Here is a 19,303-nt window from a genome sequence, read left to right on the forward strand (position 1 = left end):
GCGGGGTCGTGGGCCGGGGCGGGGGGTCGCGGGCCGCGGGCCGTCGGCCGGGTCATGGGTCGTGGGGCGGGTCCGGGGCGGCCGCGGGGTGCGGGTTCAGTGGGTGGGGGCCGTGGCCGAGTGGGTGGGGGCGGCGGTGGCGCTGGGCGGGTCGCTGGGCCGTTCGGGCCGGGTCTGGCTGGGCCGGGGGCTGGGGGCGGGCTGTTCCTGGCTGGGGGCGGGTTGGGGGTTCTGCGGGCTGGGGGCGGCGGGGGCGGGCTGGTCGGTGGCGGTGGGCGGGTTGGGGGCCGGCCGGCTGGGGGTGGTGGCGGTGGGGGCGCCGGTGGGGGAGGTGCTGTTGGTGGGGCTGCTGCTCGGGCTGGAACTCGCGGTGGTGGTGGGCCAGTTGCCGCTGGTCTGGTCGCCGCGGCCGGTCTGCAGGTCGAACTGCTGGGTGGGGGTGTTGCCCAGGGCGGCGGTCATGTAGTCGGTCCAGATCTTGGTGGGGAAGGCGCCGCCGTTGATCCGGGTGAGGCCGGCGGTGCCGGACAGCGGCTCCTTGGCGTGGGTCTTCGGGTTCTCGCGGAACAGGCCGACGGTGGTGGTGAGTTCGGGGGTGTAGCCGGCGAACCAGGCGGACAGGTTGGCGTCGGTGGTGCCGGTCTTGCCGGCGGCGGGGCGGCCGAGGTCGAGGGCGGCGGCGCCGGTGCCGCGGGGGCTGACGACGTCGCGCAGGACGTCGGTGACGGAGTCGGCGATGGTGCGGCCGACGGCGTCGGTGGCCTTGTGGTCGGGCACCTTGGGGACGTCGATGCCGCCGCCGGGGTTGACCCGTTCGAGTTTCTGGACGGACCACGGGGTGTGGGCCTGGCCGTGGTTGGCGAGGGTGGCGTAGGCGCCGGCCAGGTCGAGGGCGCTGGGGGTGGCGGTGCCGAGGGTCATCGAGGTGTTGGCCGGGTCCATGCCGCGGACGCTGTCGGGGATGCCGAGTTTGACGGCGGTCTCGCGGACCCGGGCGAGTCCGGCGTCGACGCCTTCCTGGGCGTAGACGGAGTTGACGGATTTGACCATGGCGTGGCGCAGGGTGATGTTGCCGTAGTCGATGCCGTCCTCGTTGGGCGGCGCGTAGGGGGTGGGGCCGCCGGTGACGGGGCGTTCGCTGGTGCCGTCGTAGCGGGTGTCGACGGTGATCGGGCGTCCGTCGACGGTGTGTTGGGCGATGAGGCCGGCGGCGAGGTCGATCGGTTTGAAGGTGGAGCCGATCTGGTTGTCCTGGCGCAGGGCGTCGTTGAAGGGCTGCTTGGCGTAGTCGGGGCCGCCGTAGACGGCGACGACGCGGCCGGTGGCGGGTTCGACGGAGGCGCCGGCGACCCGGACGTCGGTGTCGGTGGTGGGGCGGGCCTTGGGGTCGAGTTCGCCGGTCAGTTCGTCCTGGACGGCCTTGACGAAGGCGTCCTGGTGGGGCTTGTCGAAGGTGGTGGTGATCCGCCAGCCGCCGGCCTTGAGGGTGGCGGCGTCGATGGTGCCGGAGGAGATCAGGTAGTCGTCGGCGACGCCGACCAGGTAGCCGGCCTGTCCGGCCAGGCCGGTGGCGGGTTGCGGGTCGATGGGGTCGGGGAAGGTGGTGGCGTTGCGGTCGGCGGTGGTGAGGAAGCCGAGTTGGACCATGCCGTCGAGTGCGTAGTTCCAGCGGGCGACGGCCTTCTCGCGGTTGGCGGGGGTGGCGGTCCTGACGTCGTAGAGGCTGGGGGCCTGGAGCAGGGAGGCGAGGTAGGCGCCCTGGCCGAGGGTGAGTTGGGAGACGTCGACGCCGTAGTAGGCGTGGGCGGCGCTCTGGATGCCGTAGGCGCCGCGGCCGAAGTAGCTGCTGTTGAGGTAGCCGGCGAGGATGTCCTTCTTGTCGCGCTGCTGGTCGACCTTGAGGGCGATGAAGAGTTCGCGGCCCTTGCGTTCGAAGGTCTGGTCCTGGGTGAGGTAGTAGTTCTTGACGTACTGCTGGGTGATGGTGGAGCCGCCCTGCATGCCCTTGCCGAGCAGGGTGTTCCAGCCGGCCCGGAGCATGCCCTTCAGGTCGATGCCGCGGTTCTGGTAGAAGGTGCGGTCCTCGGCTGAGACGACGGCCTGTTGGGTCTGCAGCGGGATCTGGTCGATGGTGACGTCGGTGCGGTTGACGGCTCCGGTGCGGGCGATCTCGGTGGTGCCGTCGGCGTAGAGGTAGATGTTGTTCTGGGCGACGGCGCGGGCGTTGGGGTCGGGCACCGGGACGATGACGTAGAGCACGGCGAAGGCGCCGACGGCGAGCAGGAGCAGCGCGGTGAGGGTACCGAGGGTGATGCGCCAGGTGGGGAGGAGCCGGCGCCAGAAGGGGAGGGCGCGGCGGGCTTCGCGGCGGGCGGCCCGTTTGGCCTGGCGGCGGGTGCTCAACGTCATGACGGGATTATCTGCTATTTGACGCCGGTTCAGCGGTGGCAGGGGCCTTGAGGTGCGGAGTTGTGTCCGCTGCGGGGTGTCGGGCGGTCGCGGTGGGGGGTGTCCGACGGTGGTGGTGGGTGTCGGTCGGTCGCGCTGCGGGGTGTCCGGCGGTGGCGGTGGGGGTGTCGGTCGGTCGCGGTGGGGACGGGTCGGTCGGTCGGGGTCGCCCGATCGGAAAACCGGCTGCGGGGCCGGTGCGGCGGCGGTACGGTGAAAGATGCGAACTTCATAGCGCACCCGTTGTCGCCAGCTCCGCCCGTCCGGCCCGGTACCCCCGGGGTCGGCTGGTCGGGGCCGATGGGGTGTGCGCGGATGTCGATGGGCACCTTTCCCTGGCCGTATTTGTCGACAAGGAGACAATATGCTCTACGCCGCCGTGGCTCGCGGCGCCTTCCGCCGCTACTCCACCTACCGGGCCGCCACCCTGGCCGGCACCTTCACCAACACCGTCTTCGGCATCATCCTGGCCTCCTCCTTCCTCGCCCTCTGGCAGGCCCGCCCCAACCTCGGCGGCTACGACCAGAGCCAGGCCGTCACCTACATCTGGGTCAGCCAGGGCCTGCTGGTCACCGTCGCGGTCTGGGGCGGCGGCTTCCAGGACGACGTCCAGGATCGCTTCCGCACCGGGGACATCGCCGTCGACCTCTACCGTCCGGTCGACTTCCAGGGCTGGTGGCTGGCCACCGACCTCGGCCGGGCCGGCTTCCAGGCGCTGGTCCGCGGCACCGTGCCGATGCTGGTCGGCGCGCTGGTGTTCCGCACCCGGATGCCCGAACACCCGCTGACCTGGGTGTTCTTCCTGCTCTCCGCGTTGCTCGCACTCCTGGTCAGCTTCGCGCTGCGCTTCCTGGTCGCCCTCACCGGCTTCTGGCTGCACGACTCGGAGGGGGTGCGCGCGGTGATGCTGGTGGTCTCGATGTTCTTCTCCGGGATGCTGCTGCCGATCGCGCTCTTCCCCGGCTGGCTCGGCGACCTCGGGCGGGTGCTGCCCTGGGCGGCGCTGATCAAGGTGCCGACCGACGTCTTCCTGGAACGGGCGAGCGGCGGCGGACTGCTTCCGGCGCTGGGCTTCCAACTCGGCTGGGCCGTCGTCCTGCTGGCCGTCGGCCGGGGTGCGCAGTGGCTGGCGACCCGCCGGGTGGTGGTGCAGGGTGGCTGAGCAACTCCTGCCGCGCACCGAGACGTTCGCCGCCCGGACGTCCTGGGCGGTCCGCTCCTGGTGGCTGTGCGCCCGGATGTGGATGCGCTCGATGATGGCCTACCGGGCCTCCTTCGCGCTCAACCTGCTGGCCAGCCTGGTCACCCACTCCCTCGACTTCGTCGTGCTGGTGATCATGTTCCGGCACACCGACCGGCTCGGCGGCTGGAGCCTGCCGGAGATCGCCTTCCTGTACGCCACCGCGACCTTCTCGCTCGGCATCGCCAACCTGCTGGTCGGCTCGGCCGACGGCCTCGGCGTGCGGATCATGAACGGCACGCTCGACACCATGCTGATCCGCCCGGCCCCGGCGCTCTCCCAACTGTGCGCCGAACGCTTCACCCTGCGCCGGCTCGGCCGCCCGCTCCAGGCCGTGCTCGTGCTCGCCTGGTCGCTGACCGCCCTGGACGTGCACTGGACCTGGGACCGGGTGCTGCTGGTGCCGGTGCTGCTGGTGTGCGGCAGCGTCATCTTCGGCGCGATCTACGTCGGCGGCGCCACCGTCCAGTTCTGGTGGGGCGAGTCCAAGGAGATCCAGAACTCCTTCACCTACGGCGGCGCGACCCTGCTGCACTACCCGCCGACCATCTTCGCCAAGGAACTCGTCGCCGGGGTGGTCTTCGGCGTCCCGCTGGCCTTCGTCAACTGGCTGCCCACGCTGCGCATCCTCGGCCGGCCGGACCCGCTCGGCCTGCCCGCCGCGTTCCAGTACGCCTCGCCGGTCGCCGCCGCGCTGTGCGTCGCCGCGGCCGGGCTCGCCTGGCGGGCCGGCCTGCGCGCCTACCGCGGCACCGGCAGCTGAGCGGCCCGCCTCCGCTGCCTCCCGCAGCTACCGCACCCTCCGTGACTCCCGTAACTCCCGTAACCCTTGTGAGGAACCACCGTGGCACTGATCGAACTCCAGGACGTCCGCCGCAGCTTCACCGTGCGGGCCCGCACCGGCCGGTTCAGCCGGGCCAAGCGCGAGGTGCGCGCGGTCGACGGGCTCAGCTTCACCGTCGAGGCCGGTGAGTGCGTCGGCTACATCGGGCCCAACGGGGCCGGCAAGTCGACCACCATCAAGATGCTCACCGGCATCCTCGTCCCCAGCTCCGGCCGGCTGCGGGTGGCCGGGGTGGACCCGGCCCGCGAACGGGTCGCGCTGGCCCGCCGGATCGGCGTCGTCTTCGGCCAGCGCACCACCCTGTGGTGGGACCTCCCGCTGCGGGACTCCTTCGAACTGGCCCGCCGGATCTACCGGATCGCCGACCACCGGTACCGCGAGAACCTCGACCGCTGCATCGAACTGCTCGACCTCGGCGGCCTGTTGGACACCCCCGTCCGGCAGCTCTCGCTCGGCCAGCGGATGCGGGGCGACCTCGCCGCCGCCCTGCTGCACGACCCCCAGGTGCTCTACCTGGACGAGCCGACCATCGGACTGGACGTGGTCAGCAAGGGCCGGGTGCGGGAGTTCCTGCGCGAGGTCAACCGGGACGGCGGCACCACCGTGCTGCTCACCACCCACGACCTCACCGACATCGAGCAGCTCTGCGACCGGGTGATGGTGATCGACCACGGCCGGGTCGTCCACGACGGCGGGCTGGACGGGCTGCACAGCGCCGGGCGCAGCGAGCGGACGCTGGTGGTCGACCTGGCCGAGGCCCGGCCGCCGATCGAGGTGGCCGGGGCGCGGGTGGTGAAGGTCGAGGGGCCGCGCCAGTGGCTGGCCTTCCCGGCGCAGGAGAGCGCGGCGCCGATCGTGGCGGCGGTCGCGGCGCGGTACCCGCTGGTGGACCTCTCGGTGCGGGAGCCGGCCATCGAGGACGTGATCGCGCGGATGTACGCGAAGGTCGCGATCGGCTAGGCGGGCCGGAGCGGGCCGGAGCGGTTCGGAGCGGTTCGGCCGGGCGGGTTCGGCCGGGGTCAAGGCGGCGGTCGGATCGGTCGCCCGTTCGGGGAGGGCACGTGACTCCGCGGCGGGCGGCCGAGTTGACCGTGCGTCGCCCGCCGGTCCGTGCACCGGCGAACCGCACCCCCGGAGGCCCGCCGCCCGATGACCGCACCCGACGTACCCGATGTGACCGTGGTGGTCGCGGTCTACAACACCATGCCGTACCTCACCGCCTGCCTGGACTCGTTGGTCGGCCAGTCGCTGGCGCCGGGGCGGCTGGAGGTGGTGGTCGTCGACGACGGCTCCACGGACGGCGGCGAGACGCTGCTGGACGAGTACGCCGACCGGCACCCCGGGCTGTTCCGGGTGGTCCACCAGGCCAACTCGGGCGGACCGGCGGCCCCCACCAACCGCGGCCTGGACCTCGCCCGCGGCCGCTACGTGCTCTTCCTCGGCGCCGACGACTGGCTCGGCGCCGAGGCGCTGGAGCGGCTGGTCACAGCCGCCGACGCCTGGGGCTCGGACGTGGTGGTGCCCAAGCAGGTCGGGGTGAACGGGCGGCTGGTGCCGCAGGGCATCTTCCACGCCGACGCCGAGTCGGTCGGCTTCACCGACTCGGCGCTGGCCTGGGCGCTGGCCGACACCAAGCTGTTCCGGCTCGACCTCCTCCGGCGCCACGGGCTTCGCCGCAACGAGGAGTTGAAGGTCTTCTCGGACCAGCCGTTCACCCTGGAGGCGTGTCTGCGGGCGGGGCGGGTGTCCGTCCTGGCCGGGTACGACTGCTACTTCCTGGTGCTGCGCGAGGACCGGGGCAACGTCACCGAGCGGGCCTCGGTGCTGGACCGGCTGCGCGGGATCGCCGCGCTCCAGCAGGTGGCCGCCGAACTGGCCGAGCCCGGTGCGGAGTTGGATGCGATCCGGGCCCGTAGCTTCACCTGGGACGTACCCCGGCTGCTCCAGGGCGGCTTCCTGCTGCTGGACGACGGGACGCAGCGGCGGGTGTGCGCCGAGGTGGCCCGGATGGTCGAGCGCTTCGGCGTCCGCACCGTCCACCACCGGCTGCCGGTCGCCGCCCGGGTGCGCCTCGAACTCGCCGCCGCGGTGCGGCCGGAGGCGCTGCGGGACCAGATCCGCTACGAGGCGGCGCACGGCGACCCACCGGTGGTGGCCGAGGGGCTGCGGCGCTACGCGGGCTACCCGGCCTTCCGGGACGGCCGGCTCGGCCTGCCGGACGAGCTGTTCCTGCTGCCGGAGGAGCCGCGGGTCGAGGCCGCCCCGCCGCTCAACCTGGCCCAGCAGCTGTGGCGCGGCCTCGTCCCGGAGCAGCTGCGGCGCGGGCTGCGGCGCCACCCGGGGTGGCGCCGGCTGGCCAACTCGGTGAACGGGGGACGGGGATGAGCGGGCCCGACGGCGGGCCGGACGGCGGGCTGGACGGCGGGCTGGACGTGTGCGTGGTCGGGCTCGGCAAGCTGGGCCTGCCGCTGGCTGTGCAGTTCGCCCTGAAGGGGCACCGGGTGATCGGGGCGGACATCGCGCCCCGGGTGGTGGAGAGCGTCAACCGGGGCGTGCCGCCGTTCCCCCGGGAGGAGGGGCTGGACGAGGCGCTCAAACGGGTGGTCACCGAGGGCCGGCTGCGCGCCACCACCGGCACCACGGCGGCGGTGGCCGCCTCGCGGGCCGTCGTGCTGGTCGTCCCGCTGGTCACCGCCGCCGACGGCACCCCGGACTTCGCGCTGCTCGACGCGGCCACCGACGCCGTCGCGGCCGGGCTGCGCCGGGGCGCGCTGGTCAGCTACGAGACCACCCTGCCGGTCGGCACCACCCGGGAGCGCTGGGCGCCCCGGCTGGCGGCCGGCTCCGGACTGGCGGCCGGGACGGACTTCGCGCTGGTCTTCAGCCCCGAGCGGGTGCGCACCGGTCGGGTCTTCGCCGACCTGCGGCGCTACCCCAAGCTGGTCGGCGGGCTGGACGCCGCCTCGCTGCGGCGCGGCGTCGAGTTCTACCGGGCGGTGCTGGACTTCGACCCGCGCCCCGACCTGCCCCGGCCCAACGGGGTGTGGGAGCTGGCCCCGCTGGAGGCGGCCGAGTTCGCCAAGCTCGCCGAGACCACGTACCGGGACGTCAACATCGCGCTGGCCAACCAGTTCGCCCGGTACGCGGACCGGGTCGGGGTGGACTTCGCCGAGGTCGCCGACGCCTGCAACTCCCAGCCGTACAGCCACCTGCACCGGCCGGGCATCGCCGTCGGCGGGCACTGCATCCCGGTGTACCCGCGGCTGTACCTGTGGAACGACCCGGCGGCGACGGTGGTCCGGGCGGCCCGGGAGGCCAACCTGGAGGTGCCCGGGTACGCGGTCGGGGTGCTGGCGGGGGCGCTCGCCGGGGTGCTGCCGGGCGGGATCGCCGGTCAGGGGGTGCTGGTGCTGGGGGCCGGGTACCGGGGCGGGGTCAAGGAGACGGCGTACTCGGGGGTGTTCCCGCTGGTCGCGGCGCTGGAGGCGGCCGGGGCCCGGCCGTACGTGGCGGATCCGCTGTACCGGGCGGAGGAGCTGACGGCGCTCGGGCTGCCGCCGTACGGCGGGGAGCCGGTGGTGGCGGCGGTGCTGCAGGCGGACCACCCGGAGTACCGGGAGCTGGGGCCGGCGGACCTGCCGGGGGTGCGGGTGCTGTTGGACGGCCGGCGCTGTACGGATCCGTCGCGGTGGGCGGGGGCGGGGGTGCGGAGGATCGTGCTGGGCGGGGCGTGAGGCGGCCGGGCGGGGCGTGACCGGCCGGTCGGGGGCGGGCGGCCGGGCGCTAGCGCGGGCGTGCGGCGGTGGGGTGCGGGCCCGGGAGGCAGGGCGGGAGCGCGGCCGTGGGCGGCGCGTGTGGACAGCCCGAGGGGTGTGATCGCGGCGCACGCCCCCGTCCGCGCCGGTCACCGGGCAGACTGGCGGGGTGAGTGACGAAGCCTTCAGCGGAACCGGCCCCGGGGTCCGGTTCACCGCGGCCGATGAGGAGAAGAGACGCGGCGTCCGCCGGATGAAGACCATCGCGACCGGCCTGCTGGCCTTCGCGACCCTGGTCTTCGCCCTGGCCACCTGGGCCGAGGCGGCCGGCGCCGGTGCCTGGGCCGGGTACGTGGCGGCCGCCGCCGAGGCGGGCATGGTCGGCGCGCTGGCCGACTGGTTCGCGGTGACGGCCCTGTTCCGCCGCCCGTTCGGCCTGCCGATCCCGCACACCGCGATCATCCCGACCAAGAAGGACGCCTTCGGGCGTTCGCTCGGCGATTTCGTCGGCGACAACTTCCTGGCCGGCCACGTGGTGCGCGGCCGGCTGGCCGCGCTCGGCGTCGGCCGCCGGCTGGGGGAGTGGCTGGCCGCGCCGGGCAGCGCCGAGCGGGTCACCAAGGAGGCCTCGGCCGCGCTGCGCGGGGTGCTCGCGGTGCTGCGCGACGACGACGTGCGGGCGGTGGTCGCCGAGGCGGTGACCCGGCGCGCCGCCGCGACCTCGGTGGCCGAGCCGATGGGCCGGATGCTCGGGAAGGTGGTCGCGGACGGCGGGCACCACGGCGTGGTGGACCTGGTCGCCGTCCGGGCGCACGACTGGCTGACCGCCAACCACGAGGACGTGGTCCGCAAGGTCACCCAGAAGACCCCGGGCTGGACCCCGAAGTTCCTCGACCACCAGGTCGGCGAACGGGTCTACAAGGAGTTGCTGCGCTTCGTCACCGACATCCGGGACGACCCCGAGCACCCGGCCCGCGGCGCCGTCGACAACTTCCTCGCCGACTTCGCCACCGAGCTGCAGACCGACCCGGAGACCATCGCCCGGGTCGAGCGGGCCAAGGGCGAACTGCTGGCCCGTCCCGAGGTGCAGGACCTGATCAACTCCACCTGGGCGGCCGTGCGCACCCTGGTGATGGGCGCGGCCGAGGACGAGGACAGCGAACTGCGCCGGCGCATCCGCGAGGGCGTGCACAGCTTCGGCGGGCGCCTGGCCACCGACGCCAAGCTCCAGGCGAAGGTGGACGGCTGGCTGCAGGACGCCGCCCAGTACCTGGTCGACACCTACCGGGCCGAGATCACCTCGCTGATCTCCGAGACGGTGGCGGGCTGGGACGCCGACGACGCCTCGCGCAAGATCGAGGCCAACGTGGGGCGCGACCTGCAGTTCATCCGGATCAACGGCACCGTGGTCGGTGCCCTGGCCGGGCTGCTGATCCACAGCGTGGCGGTGGCCCTCGGCGGGTGATCCGGGGGCGGGCCTATCCTTGCCAGCACAACTCGGAACGCGCGTAGAAGCAGAGAAGGGAACGACCGTGGTCCAGCCGGACGGAAGTCGGATCGGAAACCTGAGTGACCGGAGCATCGAGGCGTTCATCGCCGGGATGCCCAAGGCGGAACTGCACGTCCACCACGTCGGGTCGGCCTCGCCGCGGATCGTCGCCGAGCTGGCCGCCCGGTACGCCGGGGAGTCCAGGGTGCCGACCGACCCGGCGGCGCTCGCCGAGTACTTCACCTTCACCGACTTCGCCCACTTCATCGACGTCTACCTGAGCGTGGTGGACCTGGTCCGCGACGCCGAGGACGTCCGCGCGCTCACCTACGGCGTGGCCGAGGACATGGCCCGGCAGAACATCCGCTACGCCGAGCTGACCCTCACCCCGTACTCCTCGGTCAAGCGCGGCATCCCCGACGTGGCCTTCATGGAGGCGATCGAGGACGCCCGGCTGCGCGCCGAGAAGGACCTCGGCGTGGTGCTGCGCTGGTGCTTCGACATCCCGGGCGAGGCCGGCCTGGAGGCGGCCGAGGTCACCGCCCGGCTGGCCACCGAGCTCGCCCCCGAGGGCCTGGTCAGCTTCGGCCTGGGCGGCCCGGAGATCGGGGTGCCGCGGCCGCAGTTCAAGCCGTACTTCGACCGGGCCCGGGCGGCCGGCCTGCGCTCCGTCCCGCACGCGGGCGAGACCACCGGGCCGCAGACGGTCTGGGACGCGATCCGCGACCTCGGCGCCGAGCGGATCGGGCACGGCACCCAGGCGGTCAAGGACCCGGCGCTGCTCGACCACCTGGGCGAGCACCGGATCCCGCTGGAGGTCTGCCCGACCTCCAACATCGCCACCCGGGCGGTGGAGCGGATCGAGGACCACCCGATCAAGCGGATGGTGGACGCCGGGCTGGTGGTCACGGTCAACAGCGACGACCCGCCGATGTTCGGCACCGACCTCAACACCGAGTACGCGGTGGCGGCGCGGCTGCTGGGGCTGGACGAGGCCGGGGTGGCGGCGCTGGCGCGCAACGCCGTCGAGGCGTCGTTCCTGGAGCAGGCGGGCAAGACCCGGCTGTTCGGCGAGATCGACTCCTACCTGGCGGGCTGGCAGCAGCGCTGACGCCCTTCCGCTCCCGCTGTTCCCCCTGGTGAACCGCCCCGTCGGCCTCGGCCGGCGGGGCGGTTCCGTCGTCTGCGCCGGACCCTCCGAACGGGTGGCGCCATAGTGGCACCACAAATGGCTCGACATGGCGCCATCCGCGTGCCATAGTTGAGCCATGGACCTCACGCCGTACGTCGACAACCTCCGGAACGAGCTCGCGGTGGCCGCCGCCACCGGCGGGGAAGAAGCCCGTGCGCTGGCCGACCGACTGACGCTCCCGCTGGAGTCGGCCGTACGGCTCACGCTGCTCAACGCCTTGTCCGCCGCCATGGGCGAGGTCACCCGGGACCTCGCCCCGGGCTCGGTGGACGTGCGGTTGCGCGGGCTCGATCCCGAGTTCGTGGTGACGGCGCCGCCGGGCGCCGCCGGCTTCCACGGCGACGTGCCGCCCGTGGTGCCACCGGTGGCGCCGGTCGCCCCCGCCGTGGTGCCAGTGGTGCCACCGGTGGTGCCGGAGTCGGACGAGACGGGCACCGCCCGGATCAACCTGCGCCTGCCCGCGCACCTCAAGGCCCGGGCGGAGGAGGCCGCCGGGCAGGAGGGCCTCTCCCTCAACGCCTGGCTGGCCCGGGCCGTCGCCGGAGCACTGGAGGGCGGCCGGCCGCCGGCCCGCCCGGCCGCCGACCCCGGCTCCCGCGCCCCGCGCAGTGTCGGCGGCCAGGGCTTCACCGGCTGGGTCCACTGACGCCTCCGCGCCGCCTGTACCGCCGCAGCACCCGCACCACCCGTACCGCCTGCACCACCCGAACCCACCGCAGCTTCGACGTCACCCCCGCTCCGACCAGCGGGAACACCCACGAGAGTGAAGAGGACGGCACAGCCATGCCTACGTACGAGACCGACGGACCGATCTCCGCCTCCCTCGACTTCGAAATCGGTTCGGTGTGGATCCGCGCGAGCAAGCGCGCCGACACCGTGATCGAGGTCCGCCCCGCCAGTGCGGGCCGGGAGGCGGACATCAAGGCCGCCCAACTGACCCAGGTCGACTTCTCCGGCGGCCGGCTCACCGTCAAGGGTCCCAAGCAGCGCACCGTCTTCTCCAGCAAGAAGGGCTCGATCGAGATCCTCGTCGAGCTGCCCGTCGGCTCCGAGCTGCACCTCGACTCCCCGATGGCGGACGTGGTGACCGAGGGCGCGCTCGGCGACGTCCGGCTCAAGACCTCGATGGGCCGGATCCAGCTCGACCGGGCCGACAGCGCGCGGCTCAAGACCGACCACGGGGACATCCGGCTCGGCGCGATCGCCGGGGACGCCGAGGTGACCGGCGCGGGCCGGATCGAGGTCGGCGCCGTCGGCGGGCGGCTGACGGTCAAGAACAGCAACGGCGACATCGAGATCGACGAGGTGCACGGCGAGTTGACCGCCAACGCCTCCAACGGCCGGATCCACGTCGGCCGCGCCGAGGCGGGCGTGGACGTCAAGACGGCGAACGGCCACATCCGGCTCGGCCGGGTGGTCCGCGGCAAGGTCTCGCTGCAGGCCGGCGTCGGGGACCTGGAGATCGGCATCGCCGAGGGCACGGCGGCCTGGCTGGACGTGCACAGCAAGTTCGGCGCCGTCCGCAACGAGCTGGGCGCGGCGGAGGGCCCGGGCGAGGCCCGGGAGACGGCCGAGATCCGCGGCACCACCCAGGTCGGCAGCGTCACCGTCCGGAGGGCCTGATGGCGGCGATCTCGGCGGTCGGGCTGACCAAGTCCTACGGGGACAAGGAGGTGCTCCGGGGCATCGACCTGACCATCCCGGCCGGCAGCGTGTTCGCCCTGCTGGGGCCGAACGGCGCGGGCAAGACCACGACGGTGGAGATCCTCTCCACCCTGATCCCGGCGGACGGCGGCACGGCCCGGGTGGCCGGCCACGACGTGGTCCGCGAGGCCGACGGGGTGCGGAAGGCGATCGGGGTGACCGGCCAGTTCTCGGCGGTGGACAACCTGCTCACCGCCGAGGAGAACCTGATGCTGATGGCGGACCTCAACCACCTCCGCCGTCGGGAGGGGCGGAGGCGGGCCGAGCACCTGCTGCAGCGCTTCGAACTCACCGAGGCCGCGCGCAAGCCCGTCGCCACCTTCTCCGGCGGGATGCGGCGCAAGCTCGACCTGGCGATGACGCTGGTCGGCGACCCGAAGGTGATCTTCCTGGACGAGCCCACCACCGGGTTGGATCCGCGCAGCCGGCGCACCATGTGGGAGATCATCCGGGGGCTGGTCGCCGACCACGGGGTGACGATCTTCCTCACCACCCAGTACCTGGACGAGGCCGACCAACTCGCCGACCGGATAGCCGTCCTGGACGGCGGCCGGATCGTCGCCGAGGGCACGGCCGAGGAGCTCAAGCGGATCGTCCCCGGCGGGCGGATCCGGCTCCAGTTCGCGGACGCCGGCCAACTGGACCGCGCGGCACGGCTGTTCGAGTACGCCTCCGCCGACACCGAGGCCCTGCGGCTGGACATCCCGGGGGACAACTCCGTGCTCACGGTGAAGGCCGTGCTGGACACGCTCGACAACGCCTCCGTGCGGGCCGAGTCACTGGTCGTGGAGACGGCCGACCTGGACGACGTCTTCCTTCAACTCACCGGGGAGGGTGCGCGATGAGCGCGACGACCTATGTGGTCGGCGACTCGCTGACCATGCTGCGGCGCAACCTCAAGCGCGCCCAGCGGTATCCGGCGATGACCTTCTCGGTCGTGGTGATGCCGGTGATGATGCTGCTGCTCTTCAACTACGCCTTCGGCGGCGCGTTGGGAGCGGGCATCGGGGGCGGCAGCTACATCGACTACGTCACGCCCGGCATCGTGCTGATGACGGCGACGGCCGGTTCGGTGGCCACGGCCGTGGGCGTCTGCGTCGACATGACCGAGGGGATCGTCAACCGGTTCCGGACGATGGCGATCTCGCGCTCGGCCTTCCTCACCGGCCATGTGGTCGGCAGCGTCATACAGACCGTGGTCGCGCTGGTGTTCGTGATCGGCGCCGCCTTCGCCATGGGGTTCCGGTCGAGCGCGGGCCCGCTGGAGTGGCTGGCCGCCGCCGGACTGCTGCTGTTCGTGACGCTGACGCTGACCTGGGTCTCGGCCGGGATCGGGCTGGTCTCGAAGACCCCGGAGAGCGCCAGCAACACCCCGCTCCCGCTGACCTTCCTGCCCTTCATCGGCAGCGCGATCGTCCCGCCGGACTCGATGCCGACCGTGCTGCGCTGGTTCGCCGAGTACCAGCCCTTCACCCCGATCATCGAGACCCTGCGCGGCCTGCTGATGGGCACCGGGATCGGCAACAGCGGCTGGATCGCCCTCGCCTGGTGCACCGGGCTGACCCTGGTCGGCTACTTCTGGTCGCGGAGCGTCTTCTACCGGCGGTGACGGGGGTACGGCCGGTAGCCGCCGGACGGCCCGGGGAGTGGGGAGACCCACCACCCGGGCCGTACCGGCGTGTTCGGCCGCGGTCCGGCAGCCGGGGGCCGGGCCAGGGTCCGCCGGGGGGCCGGGCGGGGGCCGGGCCAGGGTCCGCCGGGGGTCCGTTGCGGATCCGTCGCGGGTCCGCCGCCGTCCGGTCCGCGGCGCTGGAGCGGGCACCGGCCGTCCCCGGAACCCGCCCCTGGGACGGCGTTTCCGTAGCTCCAGCCCCGCGCGAGCGGTCCGGCAACAGCCGTCGGGCCCTGGTCGCCCCCCTGTAGTAAAGTCCGCGCAAAGATCGGCAAAAGACCGCCCGGGGGGACGGATGACGGCGACGCGTCGCAGACGGATCGCGTGGGGCCTCCGAGGGGCCGCGCTGCTCCCGCTGCTGGCCTACCTGCCGGGCTGGCACGCCTCGCGGTCGGGCGGCCTGGTGGTGGTCGAGCACTGGCTGAACCGGCCGGTGCTGCTGATCGGGGCGGCGGTGGTGCTGCTCGTGGTGTCGCTGGTGGTCGGACTGGAGTTCCGCACCCGGTTCTCCCAGATCGGCTGTGCGGCCGTGCTGGCGCCGCTGGTCGTCGCGGCGGTCCCGGTCCTGGCCCTGTCCTTCCTGTTCAGCGGCCACGGTGGTCGGGAGGATCGTTTCGTCAGCCCGAGCCGTCCGGACCGGGTGCTCACCGTCACCAACGTCGCCTTCTCGATCGACCCGATCTACCAGGTGGAGTTGGAGGCCGGCGACGGCTGGTCCGCCCGGCACTGGAGCATGGGCACCTGGGACACCCAGAGCGGCGACTTCGTCCGCATCGACTGGTCCGGCCCGGACCAGATCACCGTGACCGGCCGGGAGAAGCTCACCGTCTTCGACGTCCGCTCCGACGGCAGCCTGAGCGGGCCCCGGGTCCTGCCCAAACAGGGGGGTGCCACCGCGGAGCCTTCTTCCTAGGCTGTCCCGGTGCAGACATGGATCCGTGGGGGACGGGGAGCCGGGCCGCGCTGGGCGCGCTGGGTGGCGGCGGTGTACGTGATCGGGTTCGTCGAGGGGACCGGGGCGCACCTCTACGACGTGCTCACCGGCGGACTCCACGCCTACCAGGGCATGCCGCTTCCCTGTCAACTGCTGTTCCACGCCCTGCTCGTGCTGGACCCGCTGGCCGCCCTGCTGGTGGTCCGAGGCCACCCGGCGGGGCCGCTGCTGGGCGCGGCCGTGATGGTCGCCGACCTGGTCGCGAACTGGTGGATCTGCTGGGACAGCCTGATCCGCCGTCCGCTCGACTACCTCCAGCCGGTCGGGCTGCTGCCGATGACGCTCTTCGGGCTGTTCGTGTTCGGGACGGTGCTGCCGCTTCGGAGGGCGTTCCGGCGGGCCGCCCCGCGGCCCGCTGCGCCCGCGCGCGCCCAGGAAGCCTGAGCGCGCGGGGGCGGGGCCGTGCGGGTCGGGCCGGAAGCGTCGGGCCGGATCTGTGCCGGGCCGGGGGCGTCGGGCCGGAAGCGTCTGGCCGGGTGGGTCACCAGGTGTCGATGCCCATGGTCTTGGCGGCGCTGTGGATGGCGTTGTAGTGCGCGATCGACATGTCCGACTTCTTGTCCTTCGGCGGGAGGTTCTTGTCGGCGGCGCGGAACTCGTCGCGGGCGGCGGCGAGCAGGCTGGTGCCGTAGGAGACCGGCACGTCGTTGGTGCCGTGGACCGGGTGGGACTTGGCGGCGGTCTTGCTGCCCGCGTTGGCGAGGGTGCTGCGGGCCTGGTTGTAGTCGGCGGCCTTGACCGTCTTGGGATTGCGGACCTGCGCCTGCACCCCGGCCACCGACGGCGCCCGCTCGGCGGCCATGGCGGCGGGGGCGACGGCGGCCGTGAGGGCACCGGCGGTGAGGACGGTGGCGAGGGCGTTGCGGACGATCCTGTTCATGGGAAATGCCTTCCGTAAACGGGTCGGGGATTCGCCTCCGGGCGCGAAGTGGTGATCGTCGGAGTGCGAACGTCTCCGCACTACCCCGGGTGTCGAGAGCGGAAAACCCGCTTCCGCGCGGTTGGTCGGGAAGCGGTGGGATCAGGCCGTTCTCTGGAATCAGGGAATTCGTATGGTCATACTGGCCACGAAATACTGACGTCATGAACCCGGATCAGCAGCCCGACCTGGACGAGATCGAGCGGTGGTACGCCGATGTGCCGGCGGGCCGGGACGAGGCCGACCGGTGGGCGTCGCGCTGGTACCACGACGACGACCTGGCGTGGGACGAACCCTCCCTGGACGCCCTGTACCTGCTCTGCGGGATCGACTCGGTCCACGGCCCCGGGGAGCCGTACCTGTACGACGACGAGCAGGTGCGGGAGTGGCTCGACGGGCTCCGGCGCCGTCGGGCCCGAGACGGACGCGGCAGGGCCCGTTACTCGTCCTCGTCCTCGTCGTACGGCGGGATCGTCCAGCGCAGCACCGTTCCGCCGTCGCCGGTGGCGGCGAGGACGACCGGGTAGGTCCGGCCCCAGTCCCGCCCGCCGTGGTGCCGCACCGCGTGGTCGCCCTGGTCCCAGTCGAGGCCGAGCACCCGGCAGCCGCCGACCTCGATCGCGCCGACGAGCAGCGGGTGGTGCCAACCGGCGCGCTGGAAGCGGTAGTGGTCGGTGTGCCGGTCGACCGAGACGGCGAGGCCCTTGCCGTGGTGGCGGCGCTGCCAGTCGGTGAGGTCGCTCGCGCGGGCGGTCGCTTCGGCGACCGGGAGGTCGAGCCAGCCGTACGGTCCGGCGGCGCCGTACTGGGCGATCCGCTCACCGCCGAACCGGGCGTGGGCGTCCTCCTCGTAGCGGCCCCAGTACGTCACGTCGGCGAGCCCGTCGGTGGACTCGTCGTCCGGACCGGTCCAGGCCGCCAACCCCGTGGCGTCGCCGATGACCATGCCGCAGCGGTCCACCGGCAGGTCGCCGAGGGGGACCGGCGTCGACCGGTCCGGGCCGCCCGGCCAGGGGAGGCCGAGCTCGATCTCCAAGGTGGCGACGGTCGGTTCCTCGTCGAAGGGGGAGGGGGAGACCGTCGCCCGCACCTGCAGCGGCCGGTCGGCGGCGGCCGGGACGGCGACCGCCTCGCACTCCCCGTCCCGGAGGTGGGCGCCACCTGCGGCGGCCGCGGCGCGGGCCCGCTCGGCGAGGGGCCGTCCCAGCTCCGGCCAGTAGTCGATCCAGCCGGCCAGGCCGAGGACGAGCACGCCGGACGGCGCGGTGACGGACCCCAGGTCGAGGAAGGTTTCGGGCATGCGCCGATTATTCCGTTCGGGTACGACAGCCAGGGGACGGGCCGGGACCGGCAGGCCCTAGAGGCTGCCGCCGAGGAGGACGCGGTAGACGATGGTGGTGTCGTCGGTGCTGACCTCGGTGCAGAGTTCGCGGCGGTCGAGCAGCCAGCCGTTGGCCTCGCACCGCTGCCGGGGCCGGAGGCGGGCGGCGGCCTCCGCCGTCGGCACGCCGGGCGGGGCGGCGAGGTAGAGCGTGCGCCAGCAGGTGGCGCCGCTGCCGTTGCCGCAGTCCTGGCCGCTGCCGAGCGCGGTGTAGCCGGGCGGCGGTTCGGGCAGGGCCTGCGCGGAGGGGACGTCCGCCTCGTGGAAGAACAGCAGCGCCAGCAGCGGGGTGAGGCACAGGACCAGGGCCAGTTGGGCGTGGAAGGCGATGCCCGCCGCCCGGGACCAGCCGCTCGGGCGTTCCGCCCGCGGTCCGGCGATCCGCCGCTCCAGCCACAGGCCGAGCAGGACGGCCAGTTCGGCGAGCGGGGTGTACAGCAGGTACAGCTCGGCCTCGTTGCGCGGCCGCAGCAGGTCGAGGGCGACGGCGAGGACCAGCGCCAGCCAGAGCAGCAGCGCGCCGGCGAGCGGCAGCCGGAACGGCGTCGCCCGGGCGCGCAGCAGCCAGTGGACGAGCGGTAGCAGTGCGAACAGCACGCCGAGGACGGCCCACACGACGATCCGACCCCCGGTGCGATTGACGACGTCCCGGGAGTTCGGACGCCCGGGCGACGCTCTGTGGTTCCGGCCCGGAGGAAGCGCCTCCTCGGGTCCGCCGGTCCGCCGGTCCGCCGGCCGGACGGCTCAGGAAGTCACCGGGGGTCAGTGGGCGTTGGCCCAGGCGCGCGAGGAGAGCACGAGGAGGTAGCCGTCCGGGTCCTGGACGGTGACGCCCCAGGTGTCCCAGTACGGGTTGTGCGCCGCAACGCGCTTGCCGCCGTGCCGTTCGAGCCGCGCCGGCAGGTCGTCGCCGACGGGTTCGCCGAGGTAGACGACCAGCAGGTCCTCGGCGGTGGGCTGCGGTGCGACGGGCGCGGCGGGATCGTGGACCAGCTCCAGGTGCCAGGCGGCGGCGGGCCAGCCGACCATGAGGAGCGAGTGGTCGCCGGGGGTGCCGTCCGCCGTGTGCCGGTAGAGGACGTCGAGGCCGAGGCCGGAGACCCAGAACTCCTCCGCCGCTTCGAGGTTGCGGGAGGGGCGGGCGATCCGGAGGTGGGCGGTGGCGTCGGCGGGCATGGTGCTGCCTCCTGGGGAGGGGTGGACGGGTCCGGTGGCAGTGAGCCTAGGGAGCGGTGGGCCGGGTGCCATCGGGCGCTGGTCCTAGTCCGCCGGGCCTCGGTCCGGGCCGTCACGGCGTCATCTGCGGGACGGCGCACCGGTCCGAACGGATCTCCGGTGGAAACGCGGAAGGGCCCGGCACCTGGTGAGGTGCCGGACCCTTCCGACGTGGAGCGCCAGGCCCGGATCGCACGGACTCTTCCTACTGAAAGTAGGACGTGCTCTGGTAGCACCGCTGACGCCTGACGAGGAATCTTCTCCCTCGCGACAAGAGAAAGACTAGCAGGTCAGCGGCCATGATCCGAATCGGGGAGGAGGCGACCGAAACGCGGAAGGGCCCGGCACCTGATGTGGTGCCGGACCCTTCCGACGTGGAGCGCCAGGCCCGGATCGCACGGACTCTTCCTACTGAAAGTAGGACGTGCTCTGGTAGCACCGCTGACGCCT

General features: G+C 73.3%; 19 protein-coding genes. 14 read left to right on the forward strand and 5 right to left on the reverse strand.

Going from position 1 to position 19,303, the window contains the following annotated elements; genetic code table 11:
* Positions 1-96: 96 nt before the first annotated feature.
* On the reverse strand, positions 97-2,409 hold the full coding sequence (locus AB0O91_RS18920; RefSeq protein ID WP_363434171.1) for a transglycosylase domain-containing protein: 2,313 nt from the start codon (positions 2,407-2,409) through the stop codon (positions 97-99).
* A gap of 403 nt (positions 2,410-2,812) precedes the next feature.
* On the opposite strand from AB0O91_RS18920, the gene AB0O91_RS18925 reads away from it, so the two are divergent.
* The 13 genes from AB0O91_RS18925 (at position 2,813) to AB0O91_RS18985 (ending at position 15,722) form a co-directional block, all read left to right on the forward strand.
* Positions 2,813-3,610 carry an ABC-2 family transporter protein gene (locus AB0O91_RS18925; protein ID WP_363434173.1) on the forward strand — a complete coding sequence of 266 codons (798 nt, stop codon included), beginning with the start codon at positions 2,813-2,815 and terminating at the stop codon, positions 3,608-3,610.
* Positions 3,603-4,451, forward strand: a complete 849-nt coding sequence (locus tag AB0O91_RS18930; RefSeq protein WP_363434176.1) for an ABC-2 family transporter protein — start codon at positions 3,603-3,605, stop codon at positions 4,449-4,451. The genes AB0O91_RS18925 and AB0O91_RS18930 overlap by 8 nt, the downstream gene beginning before the upstream one ends.
* Before the next feature lie 81 nt (positions 4,452-4,532).
* Positions 4,533-5,492: an ATP-binding cassette domain-containing protein gene (locus tag AB0O91_RS18935; protein WP_363434179.1), complete on the forward strand. Its 960-nt coding sequence runs from the start codon at positions 4,533-4,535 to the stop codon at positions 5,490-5,492.
* Between the two features lie 189 nt (positions 5,493-5,681).
* Positions 5,682-6,917, forward strand: coding sequence for a glycosyltransferase family 2 protein (locus tag AB0O91_RS18940; protein WP_363434182.1), 1,236 nt, complete (start codon positions 5,682-5,684; stop codon positions 6,915-6,917).
* Positions 6,918-6,958: 41 nt separating this feature from the next.
* Positions 6,959-8,266 (forward strand): nucleotide sugar dehydrogenase, encoded by a 1,308-nt coding sequence (locus AB0O91_RS18945; RefSeq protein WP_363434285.1) that lies wholly within the window; start codon positions 6,959-6,961, stop codon positions 8,264-8,266.
* Positions 8,267-8,456: 190 nt separating this feature from the next.
* Positions 8,457-9,752 carry a DUF445 domain-containing protein gene (locus tag AB0O91_RS18950; protein ID WP_363434185.1) on the forward strand — a complete coding sequence of 432 codons (1,296 nt, stop codon included), beginning with the start codon at positions 8,457-8,459 and terminating at the stop codon, positions 9,750-9,752.
* Between the two features lie 100 nt (positions 9,753-9,852).
* Positions 9,853-10,887, forward strand: a complete 1,035-nt coding sequence (locus AB0O91_RS18955; protein WP_363434288.1) for an adenosine deaminase — start codon at positions 9,853-9,855, stop codon at positions 10,885-10,887.
* Positions 10,888-11,044: 157 nt separating this feature from the next.
* On the forward strand, positions 11,045-11,614 hold the full coding sequence (locus tag AB0O91_RS18960) for a toxin-antitoxin system HicB family antitoxin (RefSeq protein WP_363434188.1): 570 nt from the start codon (positions 11,045-11,047) through the stop codon (positions 11,612-11,614).
* Positions 11,615-11,751: 137 nt separating this feature from the next.
* Positions 11,752-12,591, forward strand: coding sequence for a DUF4097 family beta strand repeat-containing protein (locus AB0O91_RS18965; protein ID WP_363434190.1), 840 nt, complete (start codon positions 11,752-11,754; stop codon positions 12,589-12,591).
* Positions 12,591-13,517, forward strand: a complete 927-nt coding sequence (locus AB0O91_RS18970) for an ATP-binding cassette domain-containing protein (RefSeq protein ID WP_363434192.1) — start codon at positions 12,591-12,593, stop codon at positions 13,515-13,517. Before AB0O91_RS18965 ends, AB0O91_RS18970 begins: the two co-directional genes overlap by 1 nt.
* Positions 13,514-14,281, forward strand: a complete 768-nt coding sequence (locus tag AB0O91_RS18975) for an ABC transporter permease (protein WP_363434195.1) — start codon at positions 13,514-13,516, stop codon at positions 14,279-14,281. The genes AB0O91_RS18970 and AB0O91_RS18975 overlap by 4 nt, the downstream gene beginning before the upstream one ends.
* 358 nt (positions 14,282-14,639) lie before the next feature.
* On the forward strand, positions 14,640-15,257 hold the full coding sequence (locus AB0O91_RS18980; RefSeq protein ID WP_363434198.1) for a hypothetical protein: 618 nt from the start codon (positions 14,640-14,642) through the stop codon (positions 15,255-15,257).
* Positions 15,258-15,266: 9 nt separating this feature from the next.
* Complete coding sequence (locus AB0O91_RS18985) at positions 15,267-15,722, forward strand: hypothetical protein (protein ID WP_363434201.1); 456 nt, start codon at positions 15,267-15,269, stop codon at positions 15,720-15,722.
* A 97-nt stretch (positions 15,723-15,819) separates the two neighbouring features.
* Here the strand turns inward: AB0O91_RS18985 and AB0O91_RS18990 are convergent, their stop codons facing one another.
* Complete coding sequence (locus tag AB0O91_RS18990; protein ID WP_363434204.1) at positions 15,820-16,218, reverse strand: hypothetical protein; 399 nt, start codon at positions 16,216-16,218, stop codon at positions 15,820-15,822.
* A gap of 203 nt (positions 16,219-16,421) precedes the next feature.
* On the opposite strand from AB0O91_RS18990, the gene AB0O91_RS18995 reads away from it, so the two are divergent.
* Positions 16,422-16,784, forward strand: a complete 363-nt coding sequence (locus AB0O91_RS18995; RefSeq protein WP_363434207.1) for a hypothetical protein — start codon at positions 16,422-16,424, stop codon at positions 16,782-16,784.
* On the opposite strand, the gene AB0O91_RS19000 is transcribed toward AB0O91_RS18995, so the two are convergent.
* The 3 genes from AB0O91_RS19000 to AB0O91_RS19010 all read right to left on the reverse strand — a co-directional run bounded on the left by AB0O91_RS19000 (position 16,697) and on the right by AB0O91_RS19010 (position 18,814).
* The gene (locus AB0O91_RS19000; RefSeq protein ID WP_363434209.1) at positions 16,697-17,557 is read right to left on the reverse strand and encodes a hypothetical protein; all 861 of its coding nucleotides are present in this window, start codon (positions 17,555-17,557) and stop codon (positions 16,697-16,699) included. The two genes, AB0O91_RS18995 and AB0O91_RS19000, sit on opposite strands and share 88 nt — an antisense overlap.
* A gap of 57 nt (positions 17,558-17,614) precedes the next feature.
* Positions 17,615-18,253, reverse strand: a complete 639-nt coding sequence (locus tag AB0O91_RS19005; RefSeq protein ID WP_363434212.1) for a hypothetical protein — start codon at positions 18,251-18,253, stop codon at positions 17,615-17,617.
* A gap of 147 nt (positions 18,254-18,400) precedes the next feature.
* A complete protein-coding gene (locus AB0O91_RS19010; protein ID WP_363434215.1) occupies positions 18,401-18,814 on the reverse strand; it encodes a VOC family protein in 414 nt (137 codons plus the stop codon).
* Between the last annotated feature and the right edge of the window lie 489 nt (positions 18,815-19,303).

The organism is Kitasatospora sp. NPDC089797, from assembly GCF_040684795.1.
GTDB lineage: Bacteria > Actinomycetota > Actinomycetes > Streptomycetales > Streptomycetaceae > Kitasatospora.

Bases quoted from the DNA above. Each gene is read 5' to 3' on its own strand.
- AB0O91_RS18975 (WP_363434195.1), top strand. From the start codon at position 13,514: ATGAGCGCGACGACCTATGTGGTCGGCGACTCGCTGACCATGCTGCGG.
- AB0O91_RS18980 (WP_363434198.1), top strand. From the start codon at position 14,640: ATGACGGCGACGCGTCGCAGACGGATCGCGTGGGGCCTCCGAGGGGCC.
- AB0O91_RS18970 (WP_363434192.1), top strand. From the start codon at position 12,591: ATGGCGGCGATCTCGGCGGTCGGGCTGACCAAGTCCTACGGGGACAAG.
- AB0O91_RS18920 (WP_363434171.1), bottom strand. From the start codon at position 2,409: ATGACGTTGAGCACCCGCCGCCAGGCCAAACGGGCCGCCCGCCGCGAA.
- AB0O91_RS18965 (WP_363434190.1), top strand. From the start codon at position 11,752: ATGCCTACGTACGAGACCGACGGACCGATCTCCGCCTCCCTCGACTTC.
- AB0O91_RS18995 (WP_363434207.1), top strand. From the start codon at position 16,422: ATGAACCCGGATCAGCAGCCCGACCTGGACGAGATCGAGCGGTGGTAC.
- AB0O91_RS18925 (WP_363434173.1), top strand. From the start codon at position 2,813: ATGCTCTACGCCGCCGTGGCTCGCGGCGCCTTCCGCCGCTACTCCACC.
- AB0O91_RS19000 (WP_363434209.1), bottom strand. From the start codon at position 17,557: ATGCCCGAAACCTTCCTCGACCTGGGGTCCGTCACCGCGCCGTCCGGC.
- AB0O91_RS18990 (WP_363434204.1), bottom strand. From the start codon at position 16,218: ATGAACAGGATCGTCCGCAACGCCCTCGCCACCGTCCTCACCGCCGGT.
- AB0O91_RS19010 (WP_363434215.1), bottom strand. From the start codon at position 18,814: ATGCCCGCCGACGCCACCGCCCACCTCCGGATCGCCCGCCCCTCCCGC.
- AB0O91_RS18960 (WP_363434188.1), top strand. From the start codon at position 11,045: ATGGACCTCACGCCGTACGTCGACAACCTCCGGAACGAGCTCGCGGTG.
- AB0O91_RS18940 (WP_363434182.1), top strand. From the start codon at position 5,682: ATGACCGCACCCGACGTACCCGATGTGACCGTGGTGGTCGCGGTCTAC.